Raw genomic sequence first — 26173 nt, forward strand, 5'->3', positions numbered from 1 at the left:
GGAGCAATTTTCCATATCGCTCAGAAGCGACTTTCATAATATAACATGATTAATTTATCATGTCAACATATTTTTTGTTGTTAAAAACTTTTCATTTACTCCTCATGTCGAGGACGAAATCTAATATAACATGTGAGTAAAATGTTTGCAATATAATTTTTTAAAAAGCTTATAAAAAAATATTTTTTCCCTTTTCATTTCATCATTAACCAAACCTTCTTTATTCTTCATTTACAAAAAGAACGCTGCTTTAAGAGATTTAATAGTATAAAAAATATCTTAGATATCCACAATTTATCAACAATAAAGTGAATAACATGTTATTAAAAATAAAGCATAACTATACTTATCCACAATTGTGTATAAATTTATTCACATTACCCACAGAAAATTATAGAAAAGTTAAGTGCTAACAGGAAAAACCTTTTCATAGAATAAAGATAAATCCAATCTAAAAATGAAAGATGAGAATATGCTGCAATCGATCGCACTCTATTTATCCCTATTTATGGCCATTCTATTTTTTGCCTTTGCCTACGTTGAAGGATTAAGAATTGCCGATTCCAATGAAAAAGTCTATGGAGGCACATCTATTTTTACTGTAGTTTTTGGTTTTATTTTTTCCAGACTCTCATATGTTTTTCTATAATCTATAAAAATAATCCCCTGCCGTAAGGGGATTACTTTTTGAAATCTTCTTTATAAAATTGATAAATCAGCTGCTTTCATTTCCTATTTTTTCTTTTAATTGTCGGTACAAATCATTTATGTCGTACAATACTATTGTTTCCGTTTTTCAATTTTTAAGTTATCTAAATAATTTTGGTCAATCAATCCTTTATACGTTTCTTGCCAACTTTTCACATGGACCCGAGCAATTTGAGCTGCATCGTCTCCCACTGCTTTACGTATAATCATATTCTCTCCTTCCGTTTATCTATACAGAATGTTCCCTCATATGTTTTATTTTTACTTTTCTTTCATCTATAAGGAATAAAGAAATACCGATAATAATAACTAGACCGCCAATCATTTGAGTAGCAATCACGTTCTCGCCGAGCAAAAAATATGCCATTATTGTCGCCCCAACCGGTTCAAAAAGGATAGCCATTGAGATCGTTGAAGTGCTGAGCCACTTTATGGACCAATTAAATAACGTGTGCCCAAGCAGCGTCGGAATGAGTGCAAGCAAAATGAAATAAATCCAGTCCTTTCTCTCTGCCGGTATAATTGGCTCATTTACAGCAAGGATATAAATAAAAAGCGTAATAGTACTGATGGTGTAGACAACAAAAGTATAAGTGATAAGAGACAGTCTTTTTCTCACTGTTTGGCCAAATAACAAATAGGCAGTTACAAGAGCACAAGCTGCAAGGGCCAAAAAGTCGCCAAATAAAGCGGCTCCGCTGATTTGAAAATCACCCCAGCTAATAATAACGCTCCCGGCAACTGCGATAATTCCGCTTAATATCGCTTTACCCGATAATCTTTCCTTGAAGAAAAAATAAGTACCTATAAAAGCAAAGATAGGCTGCAATGTTACAAGAACTGTCGAGCTTGCAACAGATGTGAAATTTAAAGACTCAAACCAGAAGATAAAATGAAATGCTAAAAATAAACCGGCTACAATGGAATATAGCCAGTCTCTCATCGTAATAAAACGGAGCTCGCCGGCATATTTCAAAAGAAAGAGCGGCAGCATAAATAAAACTGAAAAAAATAATCTATAAAAAGCAATTACACCCGAGGGCGAAGCAGCTACCTTTACAAGAATGGCGGATGTTGAAACTGCTATGACCCCAATTGCGAGGGCAAGGTATGGATTTACTTTCTGATCCCGCATAGTCTAACTCCTTTGCCTCTTTGGTTTAAAATTACACCATTTTACACCATGAAAAGGGGTAATTCTTATGAAATTATTAATTTTTTAAATGCTAAGAGAAAATTGGTCTCATTACTTTTTTCCAGTTACTCCAAGTTCTCAACTTCCACCTGATTAACCCCTGCCAATGATTTCAATTGGTGATAAACTTCTGTCGTATAAACATTTTTATTTGTGGTGATAATACCACTGATCGTAACGTCATCCTTTTCTTCTTTTAATTTAATTCGTTTTATCCCTATTTTCCTGCTTTTCATTTCTATCAATAAATTGGTTAAATCTGTTGTTTTATCAATGATTATCTTAAATTTGATTTCTTTTTCACTTAACTTTTTTGGTCCAATCCACTCAAACAAAAAAGGGATGATTTTTACTCCAACGATAATAAAAATAACACCTAGAAAAGCCTCTATGTAAAAACCAGCACCAATAGATATTCCGATTCCTGCGGAAGCTAAAACTAATGCGGCAGTTGTTAATCCTGATATAGCCTCATTGCTTCTTCGTAAAATCACCCCTGCCCCCAAAAAACCAATTCCGCTAATGATATACGACGGTATGCGCCCGGGATCCATTGGACGAGAGTATTCTTTAGAATAAAGAAAAGCGGACTCATAAGATACAATCGTTAATAAACAAGCCATAACTGAAACAATTTGGCATGTTTTTAAACCTAAAGGCTTCCCCTTTAATTCTCTTTCTAATCCAATGACCAAACCCGCTAATCCAGCAAAAATTAATTTTACCAACACTTCATTTTTTATTAACGATTCGACAATCTGATTCATTTTCTCTCCCCTTTAACCTGTATTTAAATCTTTTTATTAATATATAACATAATTACAGTGATAAGTTTTTAATTCTGTTTAATTGATTTCATAATATTTATTAAATAATTTAAACTGAAACATGATTAGAATCAAAGTTTGTAAAGAGTTTACCAAAATTTCAACTGCTTTTTAAAAAATTTTTCTATTGCATAGAAAGTAAAATGCCGCTATAATATCTTCTGTACCTCATACGGGGCATTAGCTCAGCTGGGAGAGCGCTTGCATGGCATGCAAGAGGTCAGCGGTTCGAGCCCGCTATGCTCCACTTAATAGCTTATGATGAAACGCCATTTCAATTGAAATGGTGTTTTTTATTGAAGATAGATGGGATTACTCAGTCAAACTTACATTTTTTCTAATACTTTACAGATGAAAATTTTTTGGAAATATGCTATATTATTCACCGTCGGTTTAACAAATTCAATTAAGCGGATGTGGCGGAATGTCAGACGCGCTAGATTCAGGTTCTAGTGGTAGTAATACCGTGGGGGTTCAAGTCCCTTCATACGCATTTTTTCAGGCTTCAACTTTTTTGGTTGAGGTCTTCTTAAATTGACCTTAAATTATTTCATTAAAGGGATCTGTATCCATCCACTCCCTTTAAAGCTTCTCAATCGGGAAGTAGCTCAGCTTGGCAGAGTACCACGTTCGGGACGTGGGGGTCGCAGGTTCAAATCCTGTCTTCCCGACCATCATAAAAATGCGTGTGTAGTTTAATAGTAGAATTTCAGCTTCCCAAGCTGACGGCGGGGGGGCGATTCCCATCACCCGCTCTGCAGCCTAGTTTGGCGAAATAATTCATATCTATCATTCTGGAGAAGTACCCAAGTGGTTTAAGGGGGCGCACTCGAAATGCGCTAGGACGGGCAACCGTCGCGTGAGTTCGAATCTCACCTTCTCCGCTTATTGTTTGGCAAAAAAAGACTTTTAACTTATAGAAAGATTGAAAATGCCGGGATTTTTCTCGGCATTTTTTGCATTTCTATAACAGAAAAAACTTTAGGTGCTTAAGAATTCAAATTTTTCCTTCTTCGAAGCAGAAATTGACATGTAACCAAAAGGTTTTATATACTTAAATACGAAACCTTTTGGTTGCATATCTATTTAAAAACGGAGGTAAGTCATATGGAAGTAAATCAGCCAAGCAAAGTTCCAGACATCCGTAAAACAACCGTATTTAATGCACCAATTCAGAAAGTATGGGAAGCAGTAGCAACTTCAGAGGGCATCGCTGCATGGTTTATGCCAAATAATTTTGAGCCAAAAGTCGGGCATGAATTTACTTTACAGTCACCTTTTGGACCATCACCTTGCAAAGTTCTTGAACTTGACCCGCCTCACCGCCTTTCCTTTTCGTGGGATGAAAGTTGGCATGTTTCTTTTGAATTAAAGGAATTGGAAGGAAAAACGGAATTTACACTCATTCATTCCGGTTGGGGTGATCCGAATGAAATAATGACAAAGCCGGGAGAAACACAATCCGTCATAAGAAACCGAATGAACAATGGCTGGGAGTCTATTGTTAAAGAGAAACTCCGTAAAGTAGTTGAGGGTTAATGTCAGCAGCGAAAAAGCATGATATTTTCCAAGCAATCGCTGATCCTACCCGGCGTAAGATGCTTCGACTTCTCGCTGAAAAAGAATTGCCTGTCACTGAAATAAGCAGGCACTTTCCTATGAGTCGTACAGCAGTTTCGAAACATTTACGCGTTCTTTCTGAATCGAAACTTGTCAGTGTCAAGAAATCGGGGAGGGAGAAGCTTTATAAGCTCCAACCGGACGCACTGCTCGAACTAAAAGAATGGCTTTCCTTTTTCGAGCAATTTTGGGAAAATAAGATTTCAATGCTTCAACATTTTGTGGAAAATGAAGAGATAGGCGAATTAAATCTTATAGTACCTAACAATGAGGAATCGAATGAATGATACCGGTCTTAATGACCAAAAAAGGTAAGCAATCATATTCAATATGACGAATATGTGCTTACCTTTTATTTTTTCGTCTAAAGATTAAAATGTATGGGCTAATTCCTTAGCGCGGGCAATTGCATTTTCTTTAATTTCTTGAGCTTTGTCAGGCATTGCATTGTGTCCTTCAATAAATAAGCCTTCAAGTGAAGGAACGCCGAAGAATTTCATCATAGCGTCGATGAATCTGTGGCCCATTTCTAATTCAGCTGCCGGACCTTCTGAATAGATACCGCCGCGTGCTTGAATGTGCAATGCTTTTTTATCTGTTAACAAACCAACTGATCCTTGTTCTGTATATTTAAAAGTTTTTCCTGCAACAGCAACTGAATCAAGATATGCCTTCATAACTGGAGGGAATGAAAAGTTCCACATAGGAGTTACGAATACATATTTATCTGCTGCGATGAACTGTTCGCACAACTCTGAAAGTCGGCCCACTTTTGCTTTTTCTTCAGCGGTAAGTTCTTCGAATGATTGTCCTGAACGAAGTTTTCCCCAACCGCTAAGTACGTCTGCGTCAATTTGCGGAATGTTTTCTTTAAATAAATCAATATGAACCACTTCATCGTTCGGGTTGACTTCTTTATAAGTATCGATAAACACTTTTCCTGCTGCCAAGCTGTAGGATTGTGTTTCATTTAGCGGGTGAGCCGTGATGTACAATACTTTTGCCATGATGTTTTTCACCTTTCTTTTATTAAATTTTCTTTGACATTTTAGTTTTCATCAGAAAACTAAATAATAGTCAAAAAATATATCTCGAATTAAATTATTTTTAATTCGAGATAAATAATACTAAAATTTTTTTTTCGAATCAACCATTTTGTCTCTGAATAAATATAAAAAAGATTTGCCTGAAATGACAAATCCTTTTTATATTACTAATTATTATCAAATGAATAAGGATTGCGACCTATGATTTTTCTCATTTCATCAGTTATCTCAAAATAATCATTTCCTGCAGACTCATCAGAAACCGTATTTTCCAACTGTACGCTGCCATCATAGTACATAGGTTTTTGTTCCAATTATTTTCACCTCCACAAACTATTAGGCAAACGATATACATTTATCTAAATATATTTTATCATTAATATGAAAGATTTTGAATATTTAATAAATATTATTTTTTTATAATTATCTCTATATATTAGAAGGTCTTGATCTTTACTGCCAAAGCAATTATAATTAAAAACTGATGTCCCAGTAGCTCAGCAGGATAGAGCAACAGTTTCCTAAACTGTAGGTCGGGAGTTCGAATCTCTCCTGGGACGTTATATTATTTTTACCTATTCAATTAAGAGGCGGATATTACCAATTCCCGCCTCTTTTTATGAGAAAATGAAAAGGACCTGACTGTATGAGCCAGGCCCTTTTTGATTAATCGTAATTAAGAGAAGAAACCCATCATCTAAAACTTTATTACAATGGCAAAAGAGCAATTGATTCACGTGAACGGATATCTTCAATCATATTTACCCATTCTTGCGGTTTTTCCGAAAGCACAGAATAATAAGTAGTAAGGAAATCTGCTACCAAGCTGGCCGAAAGTTCCGTTACATTTTCGTCCATCGGCATAAAGCAAAGATCCAGTCCCGAAACCGCCTCTCCGTTATTCTCCCATGAAGGATGCACATATGAAAGGTCAAGGCGTTTATAGCCAAGGTGTGAAAGCACTTCGCGGCGAACGTAAGGATCCATCGGTTTTACTCCGCCAAATTGATAGTTTTCTACTTGGTAAGGATCGTAGATTTCAGCAAACATTCCAAATAACTCATTTCCGTTTTCTTTTGCTAAATTTTGCAAATCTTTTAAACGATTTTGGGCAAGAAAGCGTCCAAGGCTTAAGCCCGGTTTCCCAATGATCGTAAAATCTGTCATCGCAATGTTCCAGTCTTTGTAGTAGCGGTATTCCGTGGCTCCTACTACCTCATCCTCATGAACCGCTACAAATACACGGATATCCGGGTCCTCTAACGGTTCTTTCCATAGATCAAATTCTAACACTTCTTCAGGTGGAAATACCTCTTTCATTAAATTATGAAGTTTTGAAAACAAAGGATCTTCAATGCTCGTAATACGTACATATTCCATCTGTCATCCCCCATTGCATATTATTCTTTATTTTTTCTCATTTCCAAAAAGATTGCTGATTTTAAAAATTCTTTGAGTTGCTTAATGTGTTCCCATCAAATGTGATGTAAATTCACAGCAAATTAGTAATCCTATTCATTTACATATTTTTTAAAGAACAAAAGTTCAATAAAACCTTTATTTAAATGGATTTTTCCATTCCATTAATGCAGCATATCCGCATGATTCTTCATCTTCCAGATAATTTTCCACAACTCCGATTGGCATACGGCCGCAACGCAGCAGGAACGTAATAACAGGGTCTTTTAATTCTCCCTTGACAACTGCTTCTAAATAGTCATTAGCTGACATTTCATCTGCTTTCTTGTGATAGCCAGGCATCCGCCCGCCGCCGAGCAGCCGGTCAAGCCCTTTTTGAATCACGACATGGTACATTGACTGCATCATAATCTTTCCGAGCCCAAGCTTTCTGTATTTAGGACGGACGCTGATATCAACAATATACAATGTATTTCCATTTGGATTATGATTGCGGATGTAGCCGTTATCGGTAACTTCTTCCCACGTGTGGTTCGGGTGTTCAGGGTCAAAATCCGTTATGAGGCCAGTGAGTGACCCTGCCAACTCCCCATTCACTTCGATGCATAATGCCCCTTCCGGAAACAGAGTGACATGATTATTCAACTGCTCCTTATTCCACCATAATTCAGATGGAAACGGCGGAGGAAAGCATTCAGCTTGAATTTGAATTAGGTCATCAAAATCTTTCTCCGTATAGTTGCGAACTACAGCCGGCAAAGGGCGATCTTGATCATACACATATATTTCACTGCGGTAATAAATGTTACGATCTTTCAACTTCCATTCCCTCCCAATCCGGATATAAATCATTTCTGCGGTCGCGCCATGTTGTCACGGATCCCCGCTCGCGCACTTCGTACAGAAGATCTAAATCAAGATCAGCAGTTATAATCATATCGTCGTTTATTTCACCTTCTGCCAAGATTCCCTTCGGCGGGAACGGAATATCATTCGGCGTAATAATAGCTGCCTGTCCGAAATTAGCGCGCATAAAATCAACAGTCGGCAAGGAGCCGATTGTTCCCGTTACAACGACATACACTTGATTTTCAATTGCTCTTGCATGGCTAGTGTATCGGACTCGGTGGAAGCCGTGGCGGTCATCCGTACAGGACGGGCAGAAGATTACATCCGCTCCTTTTGCTTTTGCCATCCGGACGATTTCCGGAAATTCAATATCATAACAAGTTAGGAGAGCAATTTTTCCCTTCTCCGTGTCAAAAATGCGGAAGTCTTCGCCAGGCGCCATATTCCATTCATGAACCTCCGTTGGCGTGATATGCAGCTTTGCCTGTTCTTCTATTCTTCCGTCCGGATAAAATAAATGAGCTACGTTATAAAGGCGGTCATTTCTGCGAATGACATGGGTGCCGCCAATAATATGCGTGTTTGTTTCTTTAGCAAAGTTTGAAAAAAGAGTTCGGTATTGCTCCGTGAAATCAGGTAATTTGTCGATAGGCAACCCTTTTCCATCCTTGCTTCCGATCGATAAAAGCTGTGTCGTAAAGAATTCAGGGAAAAGAATAAACTCCGCATTAAATTCTTGGGCAGTTTTTATATAATGTTCGCATTGTCTTGCAAACTCATCAAACGAATTAATTGTATGCAAATGATACTGAACAGCTGAAACCCGAATTTTCAACTTAATCCCCCCAGTATGATTCAAATCATTAATTTATTTTCTCTACTGTGATTATGAGTCATTTTTTACATTATCACAAGTACTGACTTTTGTGTTATATGGTTACAAAAAAGTAACCAACTTTTTTTCTTAACTATCAGTGTACAAGACTTATAAGGGAATGTACATTCAAATATGTATTTCAAAATATAGTATTGTTAATAATGGTCGAAGAATACTTGTTTTGAGGTGAAAAGTGTGCACCAACGTTTTTATGCAAATTTTTTGCGGCTTCCAATTATATTACGAACCCTTTTCTTGGCATTATCGGCCATAATCTTTTTTGGTGCACTAATACATATAATCGAACCGTCAACATTTCCGTCTATTTTTGACGGCATCTGGTGGGCAATTGTCACGACATCAACTGTCGGATACGGAGACTTTGCCCCTAAAACAATTCCGGGACGAATAACCGGAATGTTTTTAATCTTAACAGGAGCTGGATTTTTATCTTTTTACTTTGTAAATTTAGCAACAGCAACCGTTACAAGACAAAACGCATATATTGAAGGAAAGGTGGCATTTAAAGGCATGGGGCATTTGATCATAATCGGTTGGAACGAACGTTCAAGAGAAATTATCCATCATTTATCGAATGCCGGACCTAATCTTCAAATTATTCTAATCGATGAAACACTTGAATCAAATCCAATGCCCAACATTCTTCATTTTGTAAGAGGAAGAGCGAATCAGGACGAAACTTTAGTAAAAGCGAACATTTTTAAAGCTGAAAAAGTGTTAATTACATCAGACCAGCATAAAGATGAATTGCATGCTGATATGTTCTCGATTCTTACCCTCTTGACGATTAAAGGGTTATGTCCCTCTGTTCATTGTATTGTTGAGGTGCTGACAACTGAACAGATGGCCAATGCAAAACGTGCCGGAGCTGACGAAATTATTCAATCGAACGTTCTGACTAGTTTTGTGATGGTGAATAGCATAACAGCCAGGAGAAAAATATCATCGATATTAGAACTTTTAGGCCAGCTTGATGGAGTCAAATTGACTTTGTCTGAATCATCAGACAATTTGATCGGCAAATCCTTCAAGGAGGCTTCCTCATTATTACTGGCAGAGGGGATTTTAATCGTAGGCATAAAAAGAGGAGAGGAAACTTTTGTAAATCCCTCCCACCCGTTTATCATTTCTAAAGATGATCAATTACTTAAGATTATTCGTTAATCAGCTAACAAGACAGATTCTAATTCATTCACCAGCGATTTACCAATGTCTATATATTTTTCAGGAAAGCTTGCATCTTTATCGACCGGTTCTGAAAATTGATTAAAAGACGTAAGAGTATTCCCCATAGAAGCATTGTCATCCAGCCCGCTTTCGTATAGATGAGAAAGCAGATAAGGCCTTTCAACCATTACTGTGCAGCTATGAGAGTCAAGCTGACCATCAATCGCCCTAAAGGGAATCCTTAAAAATTGATACCCTGATTCATCATCAATTTTATAATCAAATGAACCATGATCATATTCCCAGTTGCCTCCAATCGAATATCCGAGAGGCTTTAATAGCTGTTCAAGCTTGTATAAATCAACATGCAGTCCTTCGACCTTTGAAGGGATTTCAATCATCATCTTTCCACCTTTCCAAACGTTTTCTTTAGTTTCTCCCAAAAAAATTTTTTAATAAAAAAAAGTGCTGACCAATTATCAGCACTCTCTCACCGTCATTTCTTATTTCAAGCGTTTTTCAAGCTCCTCTTTTTTCTCTTCAAAGCCCGGTTTTCCAAGTAAGGCAAACATATTTGCTTTATAAGCTTCAACTCCGGGCTGATCAAATGGATTGACACCAAGCAAGTATCCGCTCATCGCACATGCCTTTTCAAAGAAGTACACTAAATAACCGAAGGTATACTCATCTAATTGCGGAATGGAAACAATAAGGTTCGGTACTCCTCCGTCTGTATGGGCAAGCAATGTTCCTTCGAATGCTTTATTATTAACGAAATCAACTGTTTTGCCGGCAAGGTAATTCAAGCCGTCAAGGTCGCTTGCTTCTTCTTCAATCATTAATTCATGGCGCGGTTTTTCCACTTTTATAATGGTTTCAAATAAATCTCGGCGGCCTTCTTGGATATATTGACCTAATGAGTGAAGGTCCGTGGAGAAATTTGCCGAAGCCGGGAATATTCCTTTTTGGTCTTTCCCTTCGCTTTCGCCAAATAATTGTTTCCACCATTCTGCAAAATATTGAAGACCAGGTTCGTAGTTAATGAGCATTTCAATTGTTTTGCCTTTATTGTAAAGAATGTTTCTTATTGCAGCATACTGATAGGCAGGGTTTTCTTCGAGCTCTGATTTTCCGAAATCTTCCCGTGCCTGGGCTGCCCCTTTCATCATCGCTTCAATATCGGCACCACTGACTGCAATAGGAAGAAGACCTACAGCAGTTAATACAGAGTATCGGCCGCCTATATCATCAGGAATAACAAATGACTCATATCCCTCATTATTGGCAAGTGTTTTTAGAGCACCTTTTGCTTTATCTGTTGTTGCATAAATGCGTTTACGCGCCTCTTCCACACCATACTTTTCCTGAAGCAGTTTGCGGAAAATCCGAAATGCAACCGCCGGTTCCGTAGTCGTACCTGATTTGGAGATGACATTGATGGAGAAATCTTTGCCTTCCAGCAAATCCATGATGTCTTTCATATATGTTGAACTGATATTATTTCCGACAAACAAAATTTGCGGTGTTCTTCTTTTTTCTTTCGGCAGGGCGTTATAAAAGCTGTGTTGCAGCATTTCAATTGCTGCGCGGGCACCTAAGTACGAACCGCCGATACCGATTACTAGTAATACATCTGAATCACTTTTTATTTTTTCCGCCGCTTTTTGAATTCGGGCAAACTCTTCTTTATCATAATCAACAGGCAGATCAATCCAGCCTAAAAAATCGCTCCCTGTTCCGGTTTTTTCATGCAGTGAATGATGAGCTACTTTTACCATATCTCTTAAGTATGTAAGTTCATGTTCACGAAAAAACCCAAGGGCTTTCGAGTAATCAAAGCGAACGTGCGTCATATCTGACCCTCCGTAAAATTATTTACAATTTCACTTTATCGAATGCTTTCTCGTTTATCAAGAAACTATCTATTATGTAAGCGCGCCAAAATTTAAATAGATACTCGTGGAAGCTTATTCATGAATGAAAACTGGTAAGCTCTCCCGATGAATCGATTCCGAAGCGTTCCTTGCGGAGCTGGACACGTCCAAAATAGCGGACCTGAAAAGTTTATAAAGATGCACGATAAATAGCGAGAATATCTTCACGAGTTAATTTTTTGAAATTGCCAATTTCACCTTCCAACATTACTTTATCTGCCATGATTTCAAGTTTGCTGTCGTCAATGCCATAATCTCCCAGCCGGGAAGGGGCACCGATGCTGTTCCAGAACTCCCGCAATTTTTCAATACCTTCAAGCCCTGCTTCTTCGTCTGTTTTTCCTTCAGGATTCACACCGAAAACGCGAACTGCAAGCTGTTTGAAGCGCTCCGGTTTTACTTTCAAATTATGTTTCATCCAGTTAGGGAAAAGGATGGCTAAGCCGCCGCCATGAGGGATATCATAAACAGCTGATACAGCATGTTCAATTTTGTGTGTTGCCCAATCACCGCGGTAACCCATTGAAAGCATTCCGTTTAATGCCATTGTTCCGCAATAAAGAATCGTTGACCTGTGTTCATAGCTTTCAAGATTTTCAAGCAATTTCGGCGCAGTTTCCATCACAGTAATCAATAAAGATTCACACATGCGGTCTTGGAAAGGAGTATTTTCCTCCGGGTGGAAATAATGTTCGAACACATGGGACATCATGTCCACTATTCCATAAACAGTTTGGTCTCTTGGAACGGTAAATGTATTTTCAGGCTCGAGTATGGAGAACTTCGGAAAAACTGCCGGGCTTGACCAGCCATGTTTTTCGTTTGTCTCCCAATTGGTGATGACAGACCCGGAATTCATTTCCGATCCCGTTGCTGCAAGTGTTAATACTGTGCCAAAAGGAAGAGCTTCTTTCACTCTGACTTTTTTAATTACGAAATCCCATGGATCTCCTTCATATTTGACTCCGGCAGCAATTGCTTTTGTACAGTCAATGACACTTCCGCCGCCAACTGCAAGGATAAATTCGATTCCTTCTTTCCTGCATATTTCGATCCCTTTCCGGACAGTTGAAATGCGCGGATTCGGTTCAACTCCTGATAGTTCAAAAATTTCCGAATTGATTTCCTTTAAATAATTAACAACTCTGTCATAAAGGCCGCTTCGCTTTATGCTTCCTCCTCCGTATACAAGAAGCACTTTTTTTCCGTATTGAGGAATTTCCGTTTTTAACTGCTCCAATTGGCTGCTTCCAAATATTAATTTTGTAGGATTCCAATATGTAAAATTCTCCATAATGATCAACCTCCTTTATCTATTATACGCTCTTTTCTAAAAGAATGTTGTTTTTTGAAACTCGTGAAATATTCCATTTTTACTAATAAAATTATAAATCCTATGATGAATAATTCCGAAAAAGTTGTATTAACCTATTAACGAATTTATTTCACAAGGAGGAAAAGCAAAATGAGTACCATTCAACGTATTGCACTAGTTCTTACGATTATTGGAGCTATTAACTGGGGTTTAATCGGCTTTTTTCAATTCGATTTAGTCGCAGCTTTATTTAACGGACAGGATTCCGCTATGTCCAGAATTATTTACGGTTTAGTAGGAATTGCCGGCCTCATTAATATTGGCCTCCTGTTTGTGCCTAACGAACGGGAAGATGAGGCTGCAGAAGCAAGACCAACAAGATAAAATAAGAAAGCGCAAGCGCCTTGGTTAGCCCCGACAAGCGCTGGAGCTAGATTGCGTATATCTGATCCAAAGACACATTTCTGCTTTAACAAAGTTCAACTTTCTTTGAAAAGGCGCAAAAGAACCTTACTCATGAGAGGCAAGGTTCTTTTCTTTTATACCAATCCTCGAAACGGGAATGCCTCAGCTTAAAACTTTCTTGATCCGTTCGATTGCCCAATCCAATTCTTCTTCGCTGATCACAAGCGGCGGCGCAAAACGAATCACTGTTTCATGAGTTTCTTTGCAAAGCAAGCCTTCATCTTTTAATTTCTCACAATATTTGCGGGCAGGTTCATGAAGCTCCATTCCGATAAATAAGCCGCGGCCGCGAATTTCTTTAATGAAAGGATTTTTTATTTCCTGAAGCTTGCTGATAAAATACTCTCCCAGTTTCAAAGAGCGTTCTGCTAGCTTTTCATCCACTAACACATCAAGTGAGGCGATCGAAACAGCACAAGCCATCGGATTTCCTCCGAATGTTGATCCGTGGGAACCAGGATTAAATACTCCCAGCACGTCTTTGTTCGCAACTACGCAAGAAATTGGAAATACTCCCCCACCTAAAGCTTTTCCGAGAATATACATATCCGGCTCAACATCTTCCCATTCACAAGCAAACATTTTCCCGGTACGTCCAAGGCCGGTTTGAATCTCATCAGCAATGAACAGCACATTATTTTCTTTACAAATTTCATAAGCTTGTTTTAAGAAGCCTTCCGGTGGAATGATTATCCCTGCTTCTCCTTGAATAGGCTCGATCAAAAATGCCGCTGTATTCGGCGTAATCGCATTTTTCAATGCTTCAATATCGCCGTAAGGAATCAATTTAATTCCCGGAAGCATTGGACCGAAGCCCCGTTTGTATTCTTCTTCAGATGACAATGAGACAGCAGTCATCGTACGGCCATGGAAGTTTCCGACGCACGCGATAATTTCAGCCTGATTATCAGCGACCCCTTTTACATCATAAGCCCATCGGCGTGCAGCTTTAATGGCAGTTTCTACAGCTTCCGCACCTGTATTCATTGGAAGAACCATTTCTTTATGCGTTAATTTGCTAACCTTTTCATACCATGGTCCAAGCTGATCATTATGGAAAGCACGGGATGTAAGCGTGACTCTGTCAGCCTGGTCCTTCAGTGCTTGAATAATTTTTGGATGGCGGTGCCCTTGATTCACTGCTGAATAAGCACTAAGCATATCCATATATTTGTTTCCTTCTGGATCTTCCACCCAAACGCCTTCTGCTTTTGAAATGACGATTGGGAGCGGATGGTAGTTATTAGCGCCATATTTTTCAGTTTGCTCAATTATTTGTTCTGTTTTTGCCGTCACCTTAATTCCCTCATTTCATGCGAAAATAGCGATTACATTTCCATTTTATCGAAAAACCTTCATTGATTAAAGTCTCCAATAAAAGAGGGTCAGACCCCCCCGACAAACCATTCTATAGATTGTCATTATTGCAAGGTGTCAGACCCTCTAAATAAAAAAACCGGAAATTCCGGTTTTCTTACCTTTTTATTAAATCTTCGCGCTGGGATTGTTCAATCCACTCTTCAAGTTTTTCTTTTAATGTATTAAATCCTTGCGAGTCATTCTGGGTATACTGCTGAATCGCTGCTTGGCGCTTGCGCGGTTTTCTTGTTTTTGCAGCTGTCTGGGCAGAAGCCTCTTCAGTTGCCCGAATCGAAAGCCCGATTTTTCCAGCTTCTTCATCCACTGAAAGCACTTTTACTTTCACTTCGTCACCGATCTTCAAATGCTCGTTCACATCTTTCACATAACCGTGTGTAATTTCTGAAATATGGACTAGGCCCTGGGTATTTTCATCCAACGAAATAAAGGCTCCGTATGGTTGAATTCCGGTAACCTTACCGGTTATTATACTTCCTACTTCTATTTTCTCTGACATAAAAACACTCCTAAATTTTGTTATTTAATCATCCCATTTATACGCAATAAAATATTTTATCACAAATAGTGCCTATTATCAAAAAATGAAAAAGTGTTTCCGCTTTTTGTCATTAGGTAGAATTAAAGCGAGGCAGAGGCCTCGCTTTTTTTGAAAATATTTTTCATAACCATGTATAAAAAAAGAAGGAATGGATATCCTTATACTATAAGGCTTTCTAGTATTCCCCCCTTTTTGATGCGGACGACCGGTTTCGGTTGTCTTTTTTTTGTGGAAAAGGGGCGGAGCTGCGCTAACAAAAATAGAAATGGCAACTATCTTTTAGCAAGATACATGTTCAGCTTTGTAATTATTTTGAGCTTGGCTTCGCTCACACCGCCTTATTATGTTGGTTATGTTTTAAAATGAAACCTATTTTCATGTTAGGGTTGGGAGTATAAACTCATGCACGTTTCTTATCAATTACCTTAACAGTCGATCAAAGACTATTCAGAAACCTCTTGATTCGCTTTATGGCCTCTTGAAGCTGTTCCATCGAAGACGCATACGAACAGCGCACATGGCCCTCGCCGCTTTCACCGAAAACATTCCCTGGAACAACGGCTACCTTTTCCTTTAGCAATAATTGCTCAGCAAACTGTTCAGATGTTAATCCGGTACTTTCAATGGATGGAAAGGCATAAAAGGCGCCTCCCGGGATATGGCATTCCAAGCCGATCTCATTAAGGGATTGAACAAAATAGTTGCGGCGCCTGCGGTAACTCTTCTTCATCTCCTCAACATCATTTCTGCCATTTCTTAAAGCTTCAATCGCCGCATATTGCGCCATCGTTGGTGCACACATCATCGTATATTGATGAATTTTCAGCATTGCAGCCGATAATTCTTCAGGAGCGCACACAAATCCAAGCCGCCATCCGGTCATGGCAAAGCCTTTAGAAAAACCTTGGATCAGCAGCGTTCTTTTTCTCATTTCAGGAATGGCTGCCATGCTTGTAAATTCTTCATCATACGAAAGTTCAGCATAAATTTCATCAGAGATAATCAATAGATCGTATTTTTCCGCAATCCGGCCAATTTCTTCCAGATCGCTTCTCGACAGCATTGTACCTGTCGGGTTATTCGGTGAACAAATCATAATTGCCTTCGTTCTGGCAGTGATTGCAGCCTCTATTTGGAAAGGCATAATCTTAAAGTCGTTATCCTTTAAAGATTGAACATGAATTGGGGTTCCTCCGGCAAGGGTAACGAGCGGTGCATAGGAGACAAAGCTCGGTTCGACAACGATCACTTCATCCCCCGGGTTGATAATCGCTCTTAAAGCGATGTCTAATGCCTGGCTCCCCCCGACTGTTACAATAATTTCCGTCTTTGGAGAATATTGAACACCAAAAGACTTATACATATATTGGCTAATTTCTTCACGAAGCTCCAGGAGCCCCGCATTGGCTGTGTAAGACGTGTAACCTTGTTCAAGCGAAAGTATTGCCGCTTCCCTTACTGACCAAGAAGTTACAAAATCCGGCTCTCCTACTCCGAGGGATATGACACCTTCCATTCCGGCAGCCAGATCAAAAAAACGGCGGATTCCGGAAGGCTTAAGTTGATCAACTGTTTTTGACAAATATGTTTTCGTTTGTTCCATTATGGCGACACCACGATTCTTTTATCATCATCTGTCTGTTCAAAAATCGTTCCATCATGCTTATATTTTTTCAAAATGAAATGAGTTGTTGTGGAAATGACAGAATCCAAAGTCGACAGTTTCTCCGATACAAAACGGGCCACTTCATTCATCGAGCGGCCTTCAATAACAACAGAAAGATCATAGGCGCCTGACATCAAATAAACGGACTTTACCTCTTTAAATCGATAAATTCTCTCGGCAACTTCATCGAAACCAACACCCCGCTTCGGAGTAACCTTCACATCGATCATGGCAGTGACCCCTTCATGACCATCAATTTTTGACCAGTCAATGACGGTCGGATAGCTGACAATGACCTTTAAGTCTTCCAATTTTGCAATAATCTTATTTGTTTCTTCGCAGTCAAGACCCGCCATTTTTGATAGATCTTCGATCGAAATGCGGGCATTCTTTTCTAAAATTTCGACAATTTCCAGCTCTTTTTCAGATAATTTCATAGGAAACCCCTCTCATTATTTTCATTGAAATAATTACATTATAACAAAAATTCAGTCTAGAAGAGCATTACCTTATGTTTATTTTTTCAAAATAATTTTTGTCTAAGAGTGAAGTTAAAAATAGAGGGGAAAATAAAGAAGAGTTCCATTTGGAAACATTGTTTGCAGGAGTGAAGGTGAGAATGAATAGATCCGTTTTTAGCGACAGCAGAAACATTAATGGAATTGAAATTTATTATGAATATTACCGCAATGAACAATCAAAAGAAACGATCGTATTGCTGCACGGTTTTCTTTCGTCTACTTTCAGTTTTCGCAGACTGATTCCGCTGTTGAACGAAGACTTTAATGTGATTTCAATTGATCTTCCCCCTTTCGGAAAAAGCGGAAAATCTTACAATTTTATCTATTCTTATGAAAATATTGCACGAACAGTTATCACCCTTTTAGAATCACTTGATATTAGGAAAATATCTGTGACAGGCCATTCCATGGGAGGGCAAATTTCCTTAAAAATCGCCTCCCTTCGTCCGGATTTAGTACAAAAAGCAGTACTGCTTTGCAGCTCTGCTTACTTAAAACGATCAAAATTGCCGTTGATTTTATCAAGTTATATTCCATATTTTCATTTATATGTAAAAATGTGGCTCATAAGGTCAGGAGTACGAAATAACTTGCAAAATGTGGTGTATGATCACTCGTTAATTGATGAGGAAATGATGTACGGTTACATGAAGCCTTTTTTAGAGGAAGATATTTTCAAAGCGTTAGCAAGGATGATCAGAGACAGGGAAGGCGATCTGCATTCAAATACCCTGAAACAAATTGAAACCCCATGCTTATTAATTTGGGGAGAGCATGATAAAGTAGTCCCTCTTTCTGTAGGAAAAAGATTGACAAACGAATTGAATAATTCTAAGCTAATTGTCTTAAATAATACAGGGCACCTTTTGCCGGAGGAACGGCCGGAAGAAGTGTATCGGCATATTAAAGAATTTATATTTAGTTAAAATTTTGGAATATAACTTAGAAAAGCGCAAGCGCCTCGCTCAGGCCCGACAAGCGCTGGAGGGCCTGTCGGTGAAGTCGTTTTTTGACTTCATTGGCAGGCGTGAGGCGACCTCGAGGGCCTAGGCGCTCCTCGAAAAACTATCGCTTTCCTTCGTGCGATGTATCGCTTCCAAAGCGTTCCCTTGTGGAGCTGGACAGTTTTCAAAGTCCAGAAATATATACTTTCTTATACTTTTAAAAAAGGGTTGACTCCCTCCAACAATGATTAGAATGATTTTTTTAATGTTTGTCTTTAAGTTTATTGGTGGAGTCTAACCCTTTGTTTTAAATCAGCCTCTTTTTGATTATGATACTTTTGATTCTTTTTCCCCTTCAATGGACGGCTTTTCTTTTGAAAACAACCACCCGCAAACAGCAATTAAGATTAAAACGACATAGAACGTAATTTTCCATTCATGCGATGTCGCAAAACTTTCCGGCAGCACACTAAGTGCAGGATGCGACAACGTATAAACGGCAAGCTTAACGCCCACCCATCCGACAATAATAAACGCAGCAATTTCCAAACCGGGGCGCTTTTGCAGCAAATTAACGAAGACATTTGCCGCGAACCTTATTATGATTAAACCGATCATTCCTCCTGCAAAGACGACAAGGAATTTTCCACCGTCCAATCCTCCGATGCTCGGCAGTGGAGTGTTTGGCAGAGTTACGGCAAGAGCAACCGCAGCTAATATGGAATCAACTGCAAATGCGATGTCAGCTAATTCTACCTTAAAAACAGTCATCCAAAAACCTGAACCTTTTTTAACTTCTTTTTGATCTTCCTGGTTGGTTTTCCCCTTAACAAACTTTCGAAAGATATGATTAATCGACATAAATAATAAATAAATTGCACCGATTGCCTGAACCTGCCATACATCAACAAGATACGATATCGCAAATAGTGATGCGAAACGGAATACGAACGCCCCTGCAAGCCCATAGAATAACGCTTTTTTCCGATCCTCTTCCGGCAAATGCTTTACCATAATTGCCAGCACCAATGCATTATCGGCTGCCAAAAGCCCTTCTAGTGCAACAAGCACAATTAAAACCCAACCATACTCCATTAAAAGTGATAAATCCAAGTAAAAATCCTCCTCCATAAATCATTATTTTTTAATTTCTTTTTGCCTTTTCAAATAACGTAAAAAGGCCTTTACCTGCATCCGGTAAAGGCCTCAAAAATATAAAAGACCTTTACCATGAAGTAAAGGTCTTGCCAGCAACATTTCATGTTGCCAATAAAGCCGGAGATACGAATCTCGAAATGACGACTTTATTGAACAGCTACTCCCCTTTAAAAGGAAATATTTATTTAATTTCAATATACAATGAAGTTCCAATAATGTAAAGAATTTTATTTGCACAACTTTCTCAGAATCTGATTAAGGCGCTTTCATTTTGTTTACTGTTCGCCTTGTTTGTCATCCTGTGCTTTTTTCTGCTCTGTTTGTCCTTTGTCTTTTGAAATTTTTCCACATGCCACCCTTGATCCGGAGTCTCCGGCAGGCTGGGTCATTCCATCATCTTTTTCTTCGTGTATAACGATAGACGTTCCCTCCTTCGTAAACAAGGAAGTTTTTCCATTTTGCAATGTAACTTGTGGAGCCATAATTTCGGCCTTAGCCTTTCCGTCATCTTCAACAATTAAATTTGGAAGGTCTCCGGCATGAGCACCTTTAGGGTGCAGCAGGCCATGCTGTTTATTATCAGGATTAAAATGATTTCCGGCCGATTGAAAATCAGGCGGGTCACATTTGCCTATTTCATGAATGTGCATGGCATGTTCACCCGGCAGCAGTCCTTCAAGATTGACCTCCAGCTTAACCCCTGAAGCCTGTTCCGTTATTTTTATATTTCCAAGCGAATCGCCTACGCTGTTGAACATTTCAACGTCAACACTTTTAGGGTTTTCCTCTGCACACCCCGCCAAAAGAATCATTGAAATGATCATCCATCCTATTCTCATGCGATTTTTCCTCCATCAAGACAATTTGTCTCTATTCTTGCCTTTTTAATAAATACTTAAACGGATAGACACATGTCTTTTAAGAATAAAAAACGTGCATGAGTGTTAAACTCCCAACCCTAACATGGAAATAGCTTTCATTTTAATACATAACCAACATAATAAGGCGGTGTGAGCGAAGCCACGCTTTATATATTTACAAAGCTAAACTTGTAATTTGCTCAAGCAGGTTGGCATTAATAACTTTGTTAGTGCAGCTCCGCCCTTTTTCCGCAAAAAAAGAACAGCTTATTTGGCTGTTCCATTTTGGTCATTCTGTTCTAATATTCGTTTTTCCAGTTCTTTGCTTTTTTCTTCTTCCTTCCTGGAATAGATAACGATAAAGCGAAATGTAATAATGCACGCAATAAAAAAGATCATGAAAGAAATCGCAGCCGGTATATACTCTGACTTGTCTTCCGGGAAGTATAAAAACAAAGATAAAACGTACCATTGAATCATAACGTTTCTTCCTTTCTGCCATTTTAGCAGTGGTTCAATGAAATATTATACCAATTATTTTTGACTTCACCAACTGTAAAGAGTAAACTCCCAATCATTTTCCCGGCGCGCGAACTAAATTTTCAACTATTTTAAAACGGTAATTTTATTAATAACAACGTCTTCTTTCGGTTTATCGTGAAGCCCCGTTGGAGTGTTTGCGATTTTATCCACAACTTCCATACCTTCGATAACCTGTCCAAAAACAGTATGGCGAAAATCAAGCCAAGGCGTTCCGCCATTTTCGTAAGCTTTAATAATTTCCTCCGGGTAGCCTGCTTGTTCCATTTGGCTCTTCATGCCCGGATCAATGGAGTTGTTTTGAACAATAAAGAATTGGCTTCCGTTCGTATTAGGGCCTGCATTTGCCATCGATAATGCTCCGCGGATATTAAATAACCGATCCGAAAATTCATCTTCAAAAGGATGGCCGTAAATACTTTCTCCGCCGGTTCCATTTCCTTTTGGATCCCCGCCCTGAATCATAAAATCTTTAATGACGCGATGGAAGATCAAGCCGTTATAATAGCCATTTTCACTGTGAGTAATAAAATTTTCTACTGTTTTTGGAGCATATTCAGGAAAAAGCTTGATTTTAATTGTCCCCATGGAAGTTTCCATTTCCACTAATCTTTCATTTTCCAATACTTCTGTTGTTAACTGAGGATAGACCACTGTTCCATTCCCTTCTTTCTTTTCAGCTTTATTGTTTGAGACTCACTTGTTTGATTTTCAGGAGAACTTGATTCCTTTTAAAACTTGTCTCGCATGCGGCCAATAATAGCACAACTATAAGCAAATAAGCAACTATACGGATCCTATATTTCTTCCCTCCAATCTTATCCTAATTTTTATCGAATAATACTCGGACAGTTTCCTTTCTTTAACGGGAAACTGTTTGTTAAACTAATCATAAAATGGAAGGAGAGAAAACAGATGAGCGAATTAAAAATTGGTGATAAAGTTACTGCCATTTATAAAACTGGCAAATATATAGGTGAAATAACTGATATCCGTCCCCGGCATTTTCTAGTTAGAATATTAGCAGTCTTAAAACATCCGATCCAAGGGGACTTGCATCATCCGAAAGAAGCAGAAGGCGTTTTCTTTCACGAGCGCCGCGCCCTTTCGTTCAGAGAACAGACAAACGTACCAAAGCAAATGGTCAAGCCATTTGCTGATGAAATACCTGATTATATGGATTCATTAAAAGCAGCTGTCGAAAAAATGAAAGAGGAACTTCTTGCAGACGGATCTGCCTGGGCACAGCGAAGCTTAAAAAATTTTGAGTCTTTGGAAAAAGATTATTTTAGATAATTGGCTGACAGCTCATAAATCGGATATTGGTACTTCTAGGAAAAGCTGCGGTACAGTGCACAGAAACTTTATTGATCACTGTATTTGAGGGCGACCGAAGAACAATACAAATGGCTTCGGAAGCCCTGTCCGTTTATTTTTTCTTGATTACTGCAACTGTACACCTCGAGATACAAATAAGCTTTTCCTGTTCATCAACGATTTTAATATCCCAAACCATTGTTGTTCTGCCTCTATGTACAACCTCTCCATGTGCAGTCACGATTCCTTCTGTTTTCGGGCGCACATGATTGGCGTTAATTTCAAGTCCGGCAACTGCCTCTGTTTCCTTATCCACAAGTTCATAAGCTCCGAGACTGGCAACTGTTTCCGCCAAAGCAACAGAGGCTCCCCCATGCAATAATCCAAATGGCTGCTTCGTCCGTTCGTCAACAGGCATTGTTGCTGTTACTTTGCCTTTTTCAAGCGCGGTAATCTCAATTCCTAATGCATTAATCAGAGTATTTTTCATCTCCACTTCAATTTCCTCCTGTTTTTGGAAAAAATTATCAAATTCAGTATAATAACCAACGATTAAAATGTCTCTCTAAAAGGACTGCCCATGCATTTTCTGCTTTCTTTTTTTTATTTTTACAATCACAAAAATCGTAAAAGAAATCGCAACAAGGATTAGCAATTCTTTCCCATAGTGCATGATTGTATCGATATGATCCCCAAATAAATAACCCAATGTGAAAACGATTGACAACCACAGTAAAGCCCCAATATAGGCAAAAAAAGCAAACGATTTAAATGACAGCCTGCTCGAACCATATATAAATGGAACAAAATTCCGAATTCCCGGAAAAAAATAACTGAATAAAAGAGAGTGAGAATGATATTTTTCTATTAGGTGCAAAGAAATAGAAATGGAATGGGCAAACTTCTTCCTTTTTTCTAAAAAGCGAAGCAGCGGCCTGCCTAAAAAACGCCCCAATGAATAGATCGTCGTTAACGCTACCAAAATTCCCGAATATGTAACCATGAAAGTTAATAATGGATTAAGAATCTTTTTGGAAGATGCGAAACCGACTGTCATAATAATCACTTCATTCGGGACCGGCATTCCAAATATACCAAGCCAAAGCCAGAAAAAAAGGCCGGCATATCCGCCTTCTTCAATAATATTTAAAATAAAATCTAGATCCATGCAGTGTTCCTCCCCTTTTTGGCACTGCCAATTTTAAAAAAATTGTTCCTATAATTTCTATGATCATTTCCTATTTTCCTTTATTAAAAATCATAATCAGGATCAATTTTTTATAGAGATAGTAATGAATGTGTATAAGTTCGCATGAATATATTGATAAAGGTGTAATGATAAGAAAAACATTTAAAAAGCTCTCTGCATTCAGAGAGCTTTTTTCATTTATTATATTAACATTAAAATGGATATCCGCCTCCATATCCATAATAAGGTGGATAGTAAGGATATGACGGATAGTAGTATGGCCGAGGATAAAAAAGCGCTCCTGCCGCAAGTCCTCCTAAGAGCCCTCCAAGAAACGGCGCTCCAAAGAACGGTCCTCCAAAGAAAAATCCTCTTCTGCCGGGTCCATACGGAATTCTATAATCATACATCCGGGTAACCTCCTTTTCATTCTGCACTGCCCTACATTACTGAATATGCATTTGTACAAATTTTGGATTGGGCAAATGTACAGGATTTATAGAAAAACCCCGAAACACACGTGCTTCGGGGTTGATTTCATCCTATAAAGTTTTAAACTTTGAAAAACGTTCGATTTCCGCCACTTTTTCGTTTCATTGTCTTATAATGTTTCAAACCGCTCAACAAGCAATGCCAATGTACGGGTCATGACACCTGTTGCGCCGGATGGTCCAAGGTCATGTTCCTTATTCGTCGTTGCTGTTCCGGCAATATCTAAGTGCACCCACGGGGTGTCTTCAGCAAATTCGCCGACAAAGGCACCTCCCATGATTGCATGCCCTTCTCTCCCTGGAGAGTTATTTAGATCGGCAATCTTGCTGCTTCGCACTCTTTCTTTATCCCGCTCAAAGAGTGGAAGGCGCCAGATCGGTTCACCTGCTTCAAAAGATGCTTCAAGAACTTGCTCAAAAAATGCTTCATTGTTCGTCAACGCACCCGTCGTTTCTGTACCAAGGGCAATAATGACTCCGCCGGTAAGGGTTGCGACATCCACTAAATAATCTGCTCCTTGTTGCTTCGCATATGTCACTGCATCAGCCAAAGCGAGGCGCCCTTCCGCATCGGTATTTAACACTTCAATCGTTTTTCCGCTCATCGAGGTAATCACATCATCCGGCTTTAATGCAGAACCACTTATCATGTTATCGGTTGATGGAATCACGGCCACCACGTTTTGTTCCGGCTTCAATTCTCCGATGATTTCCATTGCACCTAAGACGGCTGCAGCTCCGCCCATATCGGTTTTCATGCCGACAATTCCATCTTTCGGTTTTAGCGAGTATCCTCCAGTATCAAAGGTAATTCCTTTGCCGACAAGTCCAATCACATCTTTCCATTCGTCCTTGCCCTGATATTTCAAAACGATCATTTTCGGAGGTTCAGCAGATCCTTGATTGACAGCTAGAAGCGCGCCCATTCCAAGCTTGATCATATCTTCTTTCTCTAATATTTCCACTTCAAAATTATATTTTGCAGCCAATTCTTTTGCATAGTTTGCCATTTCTGTTGCAGTAAGCATGTTTCCCGGCATGTTTACAAGCGTGCGTGCTGAATTTGTTCCTTTACCGTACACATATCCCACCGTTAGAGAAGCCTTGATTTCATTCTCATCCGCTGCCCCGGCATAAACAGTAATGGTTTCAATCTTGATTTCAGGGTCATTGGATTTCTGTTTATAGCCATTAAATTGATACGTGGCAAGGGCAAATGCCTCACTTACAGCATGGGCGGCATCTTGTACGTCAACGGACCCTGCTGTAAATGAATCAAGAAAAATCGCTGTTTCACCCAGCTTGGCAGCCTTTATTTTCTTAAACGTTCTTCCGAGTGCTTCTCTAAGAAATTCAAAGCTGAATTTCTTTTCGTTTCCTAAGCCCACAAAAATTAATCTTTTTGCCCCGGCTTTTCCGAAAGTATGTATGATGGAAATGGCTTTTTTCTTTGCTGAAATATCCCCGCTTTTTGCTAGTCCGGTTAATTGGCCTTCAAAAAACTTGTCTAAATCAGCCAATTTTCCATCAAATATTGTTGGCTTATCAAATATACCAATGACGAGACTTTCATGCTCGTTTGTAAAATCGATTTCTTTTTTCATTTGAAACATTCTTTTCACCCCTAAATAATATGTTCTATTATATCGAATCAATACTGATATTTCGAATTTCTAAATATCTTGTAAATATAAATAAAGGTCCGGAAGTTTTGGAAGGGAACTTATATTGTTATATGAGACTTTGTCAATTCCATCTGGTATAATAAATAAACATTGTTCGATAAAATGATTCACCTCTTCCAAATCTAATCCCCAATAAGACGGGCGATACTCTTGCAAATATTGATGAGCTGCTTTCATCATGTGGCGTGCCCCTTTTATATTTCCATACTCATAATGATAGATGGCTACACTCATTTGCAGCAAGCCTTTTAAAAATAAATTATTTTTATCAGTCATCCACATCTCTTCAAGAAGATCGTGGCATGTATAGTAGTCACCTTCATTGAAACTGACAAAAAATTCATAATACTCGATCGGATAATTGATCATTTCAAGGCTCACCCTTCCAAAAGGTATATTAACAAGAAATATCGAATGTTTTAATATCTTATCAAACTTTGT

Annotated in this window: 30 protein-coding genes and 6 tRNA genes; 12 read left to right on the plus strand and 24 right to left on the minus strand. The window is 38.7% G+C overall.

The window, feature by feature from the left end:
• Positions 1-780: 780 nt before the first annotated feature.
• The 3 genes from C0966_RS17980 to C0966_RS17990 form a co-directional block, all read right to left on the minus strand.
• Positions 781-918 (minus strand): hypothetical protein, encoded by a 138-nt coding sequence (locus C0966_RS17980; RefSeq protein WP_274857053.1) that lies wholly within the window; start codon positions 916-918, stop codon positions 781-783.
• A 19-nt stretch (positions 919-937) separates the two neighbouring features.
• Positions 938-1843 (minus strand): DMT family transporter, encoded by a 906-nt coding sequence (locus C0966_RS17985; protein ID WP_274857054.1) that lies wholly within the window; start codon positions 1841-1843, stop codon positions 938-940.
• A gap of 125 nt (positions 1844-1968) precedes the next feature.
• Positions 1969-2670: an MgtC/SapB family protein gene (locus C0966_RS17990; protein ID WP_274857055.1), complete on the minus strand. Its 702-nt coding sequence runs from the start codon at positions 2668-2670 to the stop codon at positions 1969-1971.
• Positions 2671-2904: 234 nt separating this feature from the next.
• Here C0966_RS17990 and C0966_RS17995 point away from each other — a divergent pair.
• From C0966_RS17995 to C0966_RS18025, 7 genes are all read left to right on the plus strand, one after another.
• Positions 2905-2977 (plus strand) — tRNA-Ala (locus tag C0966_RS17995).
• Between the two features lie 163 nt (positions 2978-3140).
• Positions 3141-3223 (plus strand) — tRNA-Leu (locus C0966_RS18000).
• A gap of 104 nt (positions 3224-3327) precedes the next feature.
• Positions 3328-3404: transfer RNA gene (locus tag C0966_RS18005), tRNA-Pro, on the plus strand.
• A gap of 10 nt (positions 3405-3414) precedes the next feature.
• Positions 3415-3485: transfer RNA gene (locus C0966_RS18010), tRNA-Gly, on the plus strand.
• 41 nt (positions 3486-3526) lie between these two features.
• Positions 3527-3614 (plus strand) — tRNA-Ser (locus tag C0966_RS18015).
• Between the two features lie 223 nt (positions 3615-3837).
• Positions 3838-4269: an SRPBCC family protein gene (locus C0966_RS18020; RefSeq protein ID WP_274857056.1), complete on the plus strand. Its 432-nt coding sequence runs from the start codon at positions 3838-3840 to the stop codon at positions 4267-4269.
• A complete protein-coding gene (locus C0966_RS18025; RefSeq protein ID WP_274857057.1) occupies positions 4269-4637 on the plus strand; it encodes an ArsR/SmtB family transcription factor in 369 nt (122 codons plus the stop codon). Before C0966_RS18020 ends, C0966_RS18025 begins: the two co-directional genes overlap by 1 nt.
• A gap of 84 nt (positions 4638-4721) precedes the next feature.
• Here the strand turns inward: C0966_RS18025 and C0966_RS18030 are convergent, their stop codons facing one another.
• Both C0966_RS18030 and C0966_RS18035 read right to left on the minus strand, forming a co-directional pair.
• Positions 4722-5357: an FMN-dependent NADH-azoreductase gene (locus tag C0966_RS18030; RefSeq protein WP_274857058.1), complete on the minus strand. Its 636-nt coding sequence runs from the start codon at positions 5355-5357 to the stop codon at positions 4722-4724.
• A gap of 206 nt (positions 5358-5563) precedes the next feature.
• Positions 5564-5710, minus strand: a complete 147-nt coding sequence (locus C0966_RS18035; protein ID WP_274857059.1) for a hypothetical protein — start codon at positions 5708-5710, stop codon at positions 5564-5566.
• Between the two features lie 172 nt (positions 5711-5882).
• Here C0966_RS18035 and C0966_RS18040 point away from each other — a divergent pair.
• A tRNA-Arg gene (locus C0966_RS18040) sits at positions 5883-5956 on the plus strand.
• A gap of 148 nt (positions 5957-6104) precedes the next feature.
• On the opposite strand, the gene C0966_RS18045 is transcribed toward C0966_RS18040, so the two are convergent.
• The 3 genes from C0966_RS18045 to C0966_RS18055 form a co-directional block, all read right to left on the minus strand.
• A complete protein-coding gene (locus C0966_RS18045) occupies positions 6105-6776 on the minus strand; it encodes a GNAT family N-acetyltransferase (RefSeq protein ID WP_274857060.1) in 672 nt (223 codons plus the stop codon).
• Between the two features lie 177 nt (positions 6777-6953).
• On the minus strand, positions 6954-7634 hold the full coding sequence (locus tag C0966_RS18050; protein ID WP_274857061.1) for a GNAT family N-acetyltransferase: 681 nt from the start codon (positions 7632-7634) through the stop codon (positions 6954-6956).
• Positions 7621-8499: a carbon-nitrogen hydrolase family protein gene (locus C0966_RS18055; protein ID WP_274857062.1), complete on the minus strand. Its 879-nt coding sequence runs from the start codon at positions 8497-8499 to the stop codon at positions 7621-7623. The genes C0966_RS18050 and C0966_RS18055 overlap by 14 nt, the downstream gene beginning before the upstream one ends.
• A 237-nt stretch (positions 8500-8736) precedes the next feature.
• On the opposite strand from C0966_RS18055, the gene C0966_RS18060 reads away from it, so the two are divergent.
• The gene (locus C0966_RS18060; protein ID WP_274857063.1) at positions 8737-9726 is read left to right on the plus strand and encodes a potassium channel family protein; all 990 of its coding nucleotides are present in this window, start codon (positions 8737-8739) and stop codon (positions 9724-9726) included.
• On the opposite strand, the gene C0966_RS18065 is transcribed toward C0966_RS18060, so the two are convergent.
• From C0966_RS18065 to C0966_RS18075, 3 genes are all read right to left on the minus strand, one after another.
• Positions 9723-10130, minus strand: coding sequence for a YugN-like family protein (locus tag C0966_RS18065; protein ID WP_274857064.1), 408 nt, complete (start codon positions 10128-10130; stop codon positions 9723-9725). The two genes, C0966_RS18060 and C0966_RS18065, sit on opposite strands and share 4 nt — an antisense overlap.
• 102 nt (positions 10131-10232) lie before the next feature.
• A complete protein-coding gene (locus C0966_RS18070; RefSeq protein WP_274857065.1) occupies positions 10233-11582 on the minus strand; it encodes a glucose-6-phosphate isomerase in 1350 nt (449 codons plus the stop codon).
• A 211-nt stretch (positions 11583-11793) separates the two neighbouring features.
• Positions 11794-12957: an iron-containing alcohol dehydrogenase gene (locus C0966_RS18075; RefSeq protein WP_274857066.1), complete on the minus strand. Its 1164-nt coding sequence runs from the start codon at positions 12955-12957 to the stop codon at positions 11794-11796.
• A gap of 171 nt (positions 12958-13128) precedes the next feature.
• On the opposite strand from C0966_RS18075, the gene C0966_RS18080 reads away from it, so the two are divergent.
• A complete protein-coding gene (locus C0966_RS18080; protein ID WP_274857067.1) occupies positions 13129-13362 on the plus strand; it encodes a DUF378 domain-containing protein in 234 nt (77 codons plus the stop codon).
• A gap of 183 nt (positions 13363-13545) precedes the next feature.
• Here the strand turns inward: C0966_RS18080 and C0966_RS18085 are convergent, their stop codons facing one another.
• The 4 genes from C0966_RS18085 to C0966_RS18100 form a co-directional block, all read right to left on the minus strand.
• Entirely contained in the window at positions 13546-14739 is a 1194-nt protein-coding gene (locus C0966_RS18085) for an ornithine--oxo-acid transaminase (RefSeq protein ID WP_425535966.1), read from the minus strand.
• A gap of 178 nt (positions 14740-14917) precedes the next feature.
• Positions 14918-15319: a S1 domain-containing post-transcriptional regulator GSP13 gene (gene yugI, locus C0966_RS18090; RefSeq protein WP_274857068.1), complete on the minus strand. Its 402-nt coding sequence runs from the start codon at positions 15317-15319 to the stop codon at positions 14918-14920.
• A 478-nt stretch (positions 15320-15797) separates the two neighbouring features.
• Entirely contained in the window at positions 15798-16964 is a 1167-nt protein-coding gene (locus tag C0966_RS18095; protein ID WP_274857069.1) for an aminotransferase, read from the minus strand.
• Positions 16964-17464 carry an Lrp/AsnC family transcriptional regulator gene (locus C0966_RS18100; RefSeq protein ID WP_274857070.1) on the minus strand — a complete coding sequence of 167 codons (501 nt, stop codon included), beginning with the start codon at positions 17462-17464 and terminating at the stop codon, positions 16964-16966. The genes C0966_RS18095 and C0966_RS18100 overlap by 1 nt, the downstream gene beginning before the upstream one ends.
• Before the next feature lie 182 nt (positions 17465-17646).
• Between C0966_RS18100 and C0966_RS18105 the strand changes: the two genes are divergently transcribed.
• Positions 17647-18474, plus strand: coding sequence for an alpha/beta fold hydrolase (locus C0966_RS18105; protein ID WP_274857071.1), 828 nt, complete (start codon positions 17647-17649; stop codon positions 18472-18474).
• A gap of 345 nt (positions 18475-18819) precedes the next feature.
• Here the strand turns inward: C0966_RS18105 and C0966_RS18110 are convergent, their stop codons facing one another.
• From C0966_RS18110 to C0966_RS18125, 4 genes are all read right to left on the minus strand, one after another.
• Positions 18820-19623 (minus strand): TerC family protein, encoded by an 804-nt coding sequence (locus tag C0966_RS18110; protein WP_425535967.1) that lies wholly within the window; start codon positions 19621-19623, stop codon positions 18820-18822.
• Positions 19624-19925: 302 nt separating this feature from the next.
• Positions 19926-20489: a superoxide dismutase family protein gene (locus C0966_RS18115; RefSeq protein ID WP_274857073.1), complete on the minus strand. Its 564-nt coding sequence runs from the start codon at positions 20487-20489 to the stop codon at positions 19926-19928.
• Between the two features lie 288 nt (positions 20490-20777).
• A complete protein-coding gene (locus tag C0966_RS18120; RefSeq protein ID WP_274857074.1) occupies positions 20778-20990 on the minus strand; it encodes a hypothetical protein in 213 nt (70 codons plus the stop codon).
• 126 nt (positions 20991-21116) lie between these two features.
• Positions 21117-21704, minus strand: a complete 588-nt coding sequence (locus C0966_RS18125) for a peptidylprolyl isomerase (protein ID WP_274857075.1) — start codon at positions 21702-21704, stop codon at positions 21117-21119.
• Positions 21705-21965: 261 nt separating this feature from the next.
• Between C0966_RS18125 and C0966_RS18130 the strand changes: the two genes are divergently transcribed.
• A complete protein-coding gene (locus C0966_RS18130) occupies positions 21966-22346 on the plus strand; it encodes a kinase-associated lipoprotein B (protein ID WP_274857076.1) in 381 nt (126 codons plus the stop codon).
• A 133-nt stretch (positions 22347-22479) separates the two neighbouring features.
• Here C0966_RS18130 and C0966_RS18135 read toward each other — a convergent pair whose 3' ends face one another.
• From C0966_RS18135 to C0966_RS18155, 5 genes are all read right to left on the minus strand, one after another.
• Positions 22480-22857 carry a hotdog fold thioesterase gene (locus C0966_RS18135; RefSeq protein ID WP_274857101.1) on the minus strand — a complete coding sequence of 126 codons (378 nt, stop codon included), beginning with the start codon at positions 22855-22857 and terminating at the stop codon, positions 22480-22482.
• A gap of 75 nt (positions 22858-22932) precedes the next feature.
• Positions 22933-23535 carry a DedA family protein gene (locus C0966_RS18140; RefSeq protein ID WP_274857077.1) on the minus strand — a complete coding sequence of 201 codons (603 nt, stop codon included), beginning with the start codon at positions 23533-23535 and terminating at the stop codon, positions 22933-22935.
• Between the two features lie 233 nt (positions 23536-23768).
• Positions 23769-23966: a hypothetical protein gene (locus C0966_RS18145; protein WP_274857078.1), complete on the minus strand. Its 198-nt coding sequence runs from the start codon at positions 23964-23966 to the stop codon at positions 23769-23771.
• Between the two features lie 191 nt (positions 23967-24157).
• The gene (locus C0966_RS18150; protein ID WP_274857079.1) at positions 24158-25660 is read right to left on the minus strand and encodes a leucyl aminopeptidase; all 1503 of its coding nucleotides are present in this window, start codon (positions 25658-25660) and stop codon (positions 24158-24160) included.
• A gap of 60 nt (positions 25661-25720) precedes the next feature.
• Positions 25721-26101 carry a DUF309 domain-containing protein gene (locus tag C0966_RS18155; RefSeq protein ID WP_274857080.1) on the minus strand — a complete coding sequence of 127 codons (381 nt, stop codon included), beginning with the start codon at positions 26099-26101 and terminating at the stop codon, positions 25721-25723.
• Between the last annotated feature and the right edge of the window lie 72 nt (positions 26102-26173).

Source organism: Bacillus methanolicus (assembly GCF_028888695.1).
Classification (GTDB): Bacteria; Bacillota; Bacilli; order Bacillales; family Cytobacillaceae; genus Bacillus_Z; species Bacillus_Z methanolicus_B.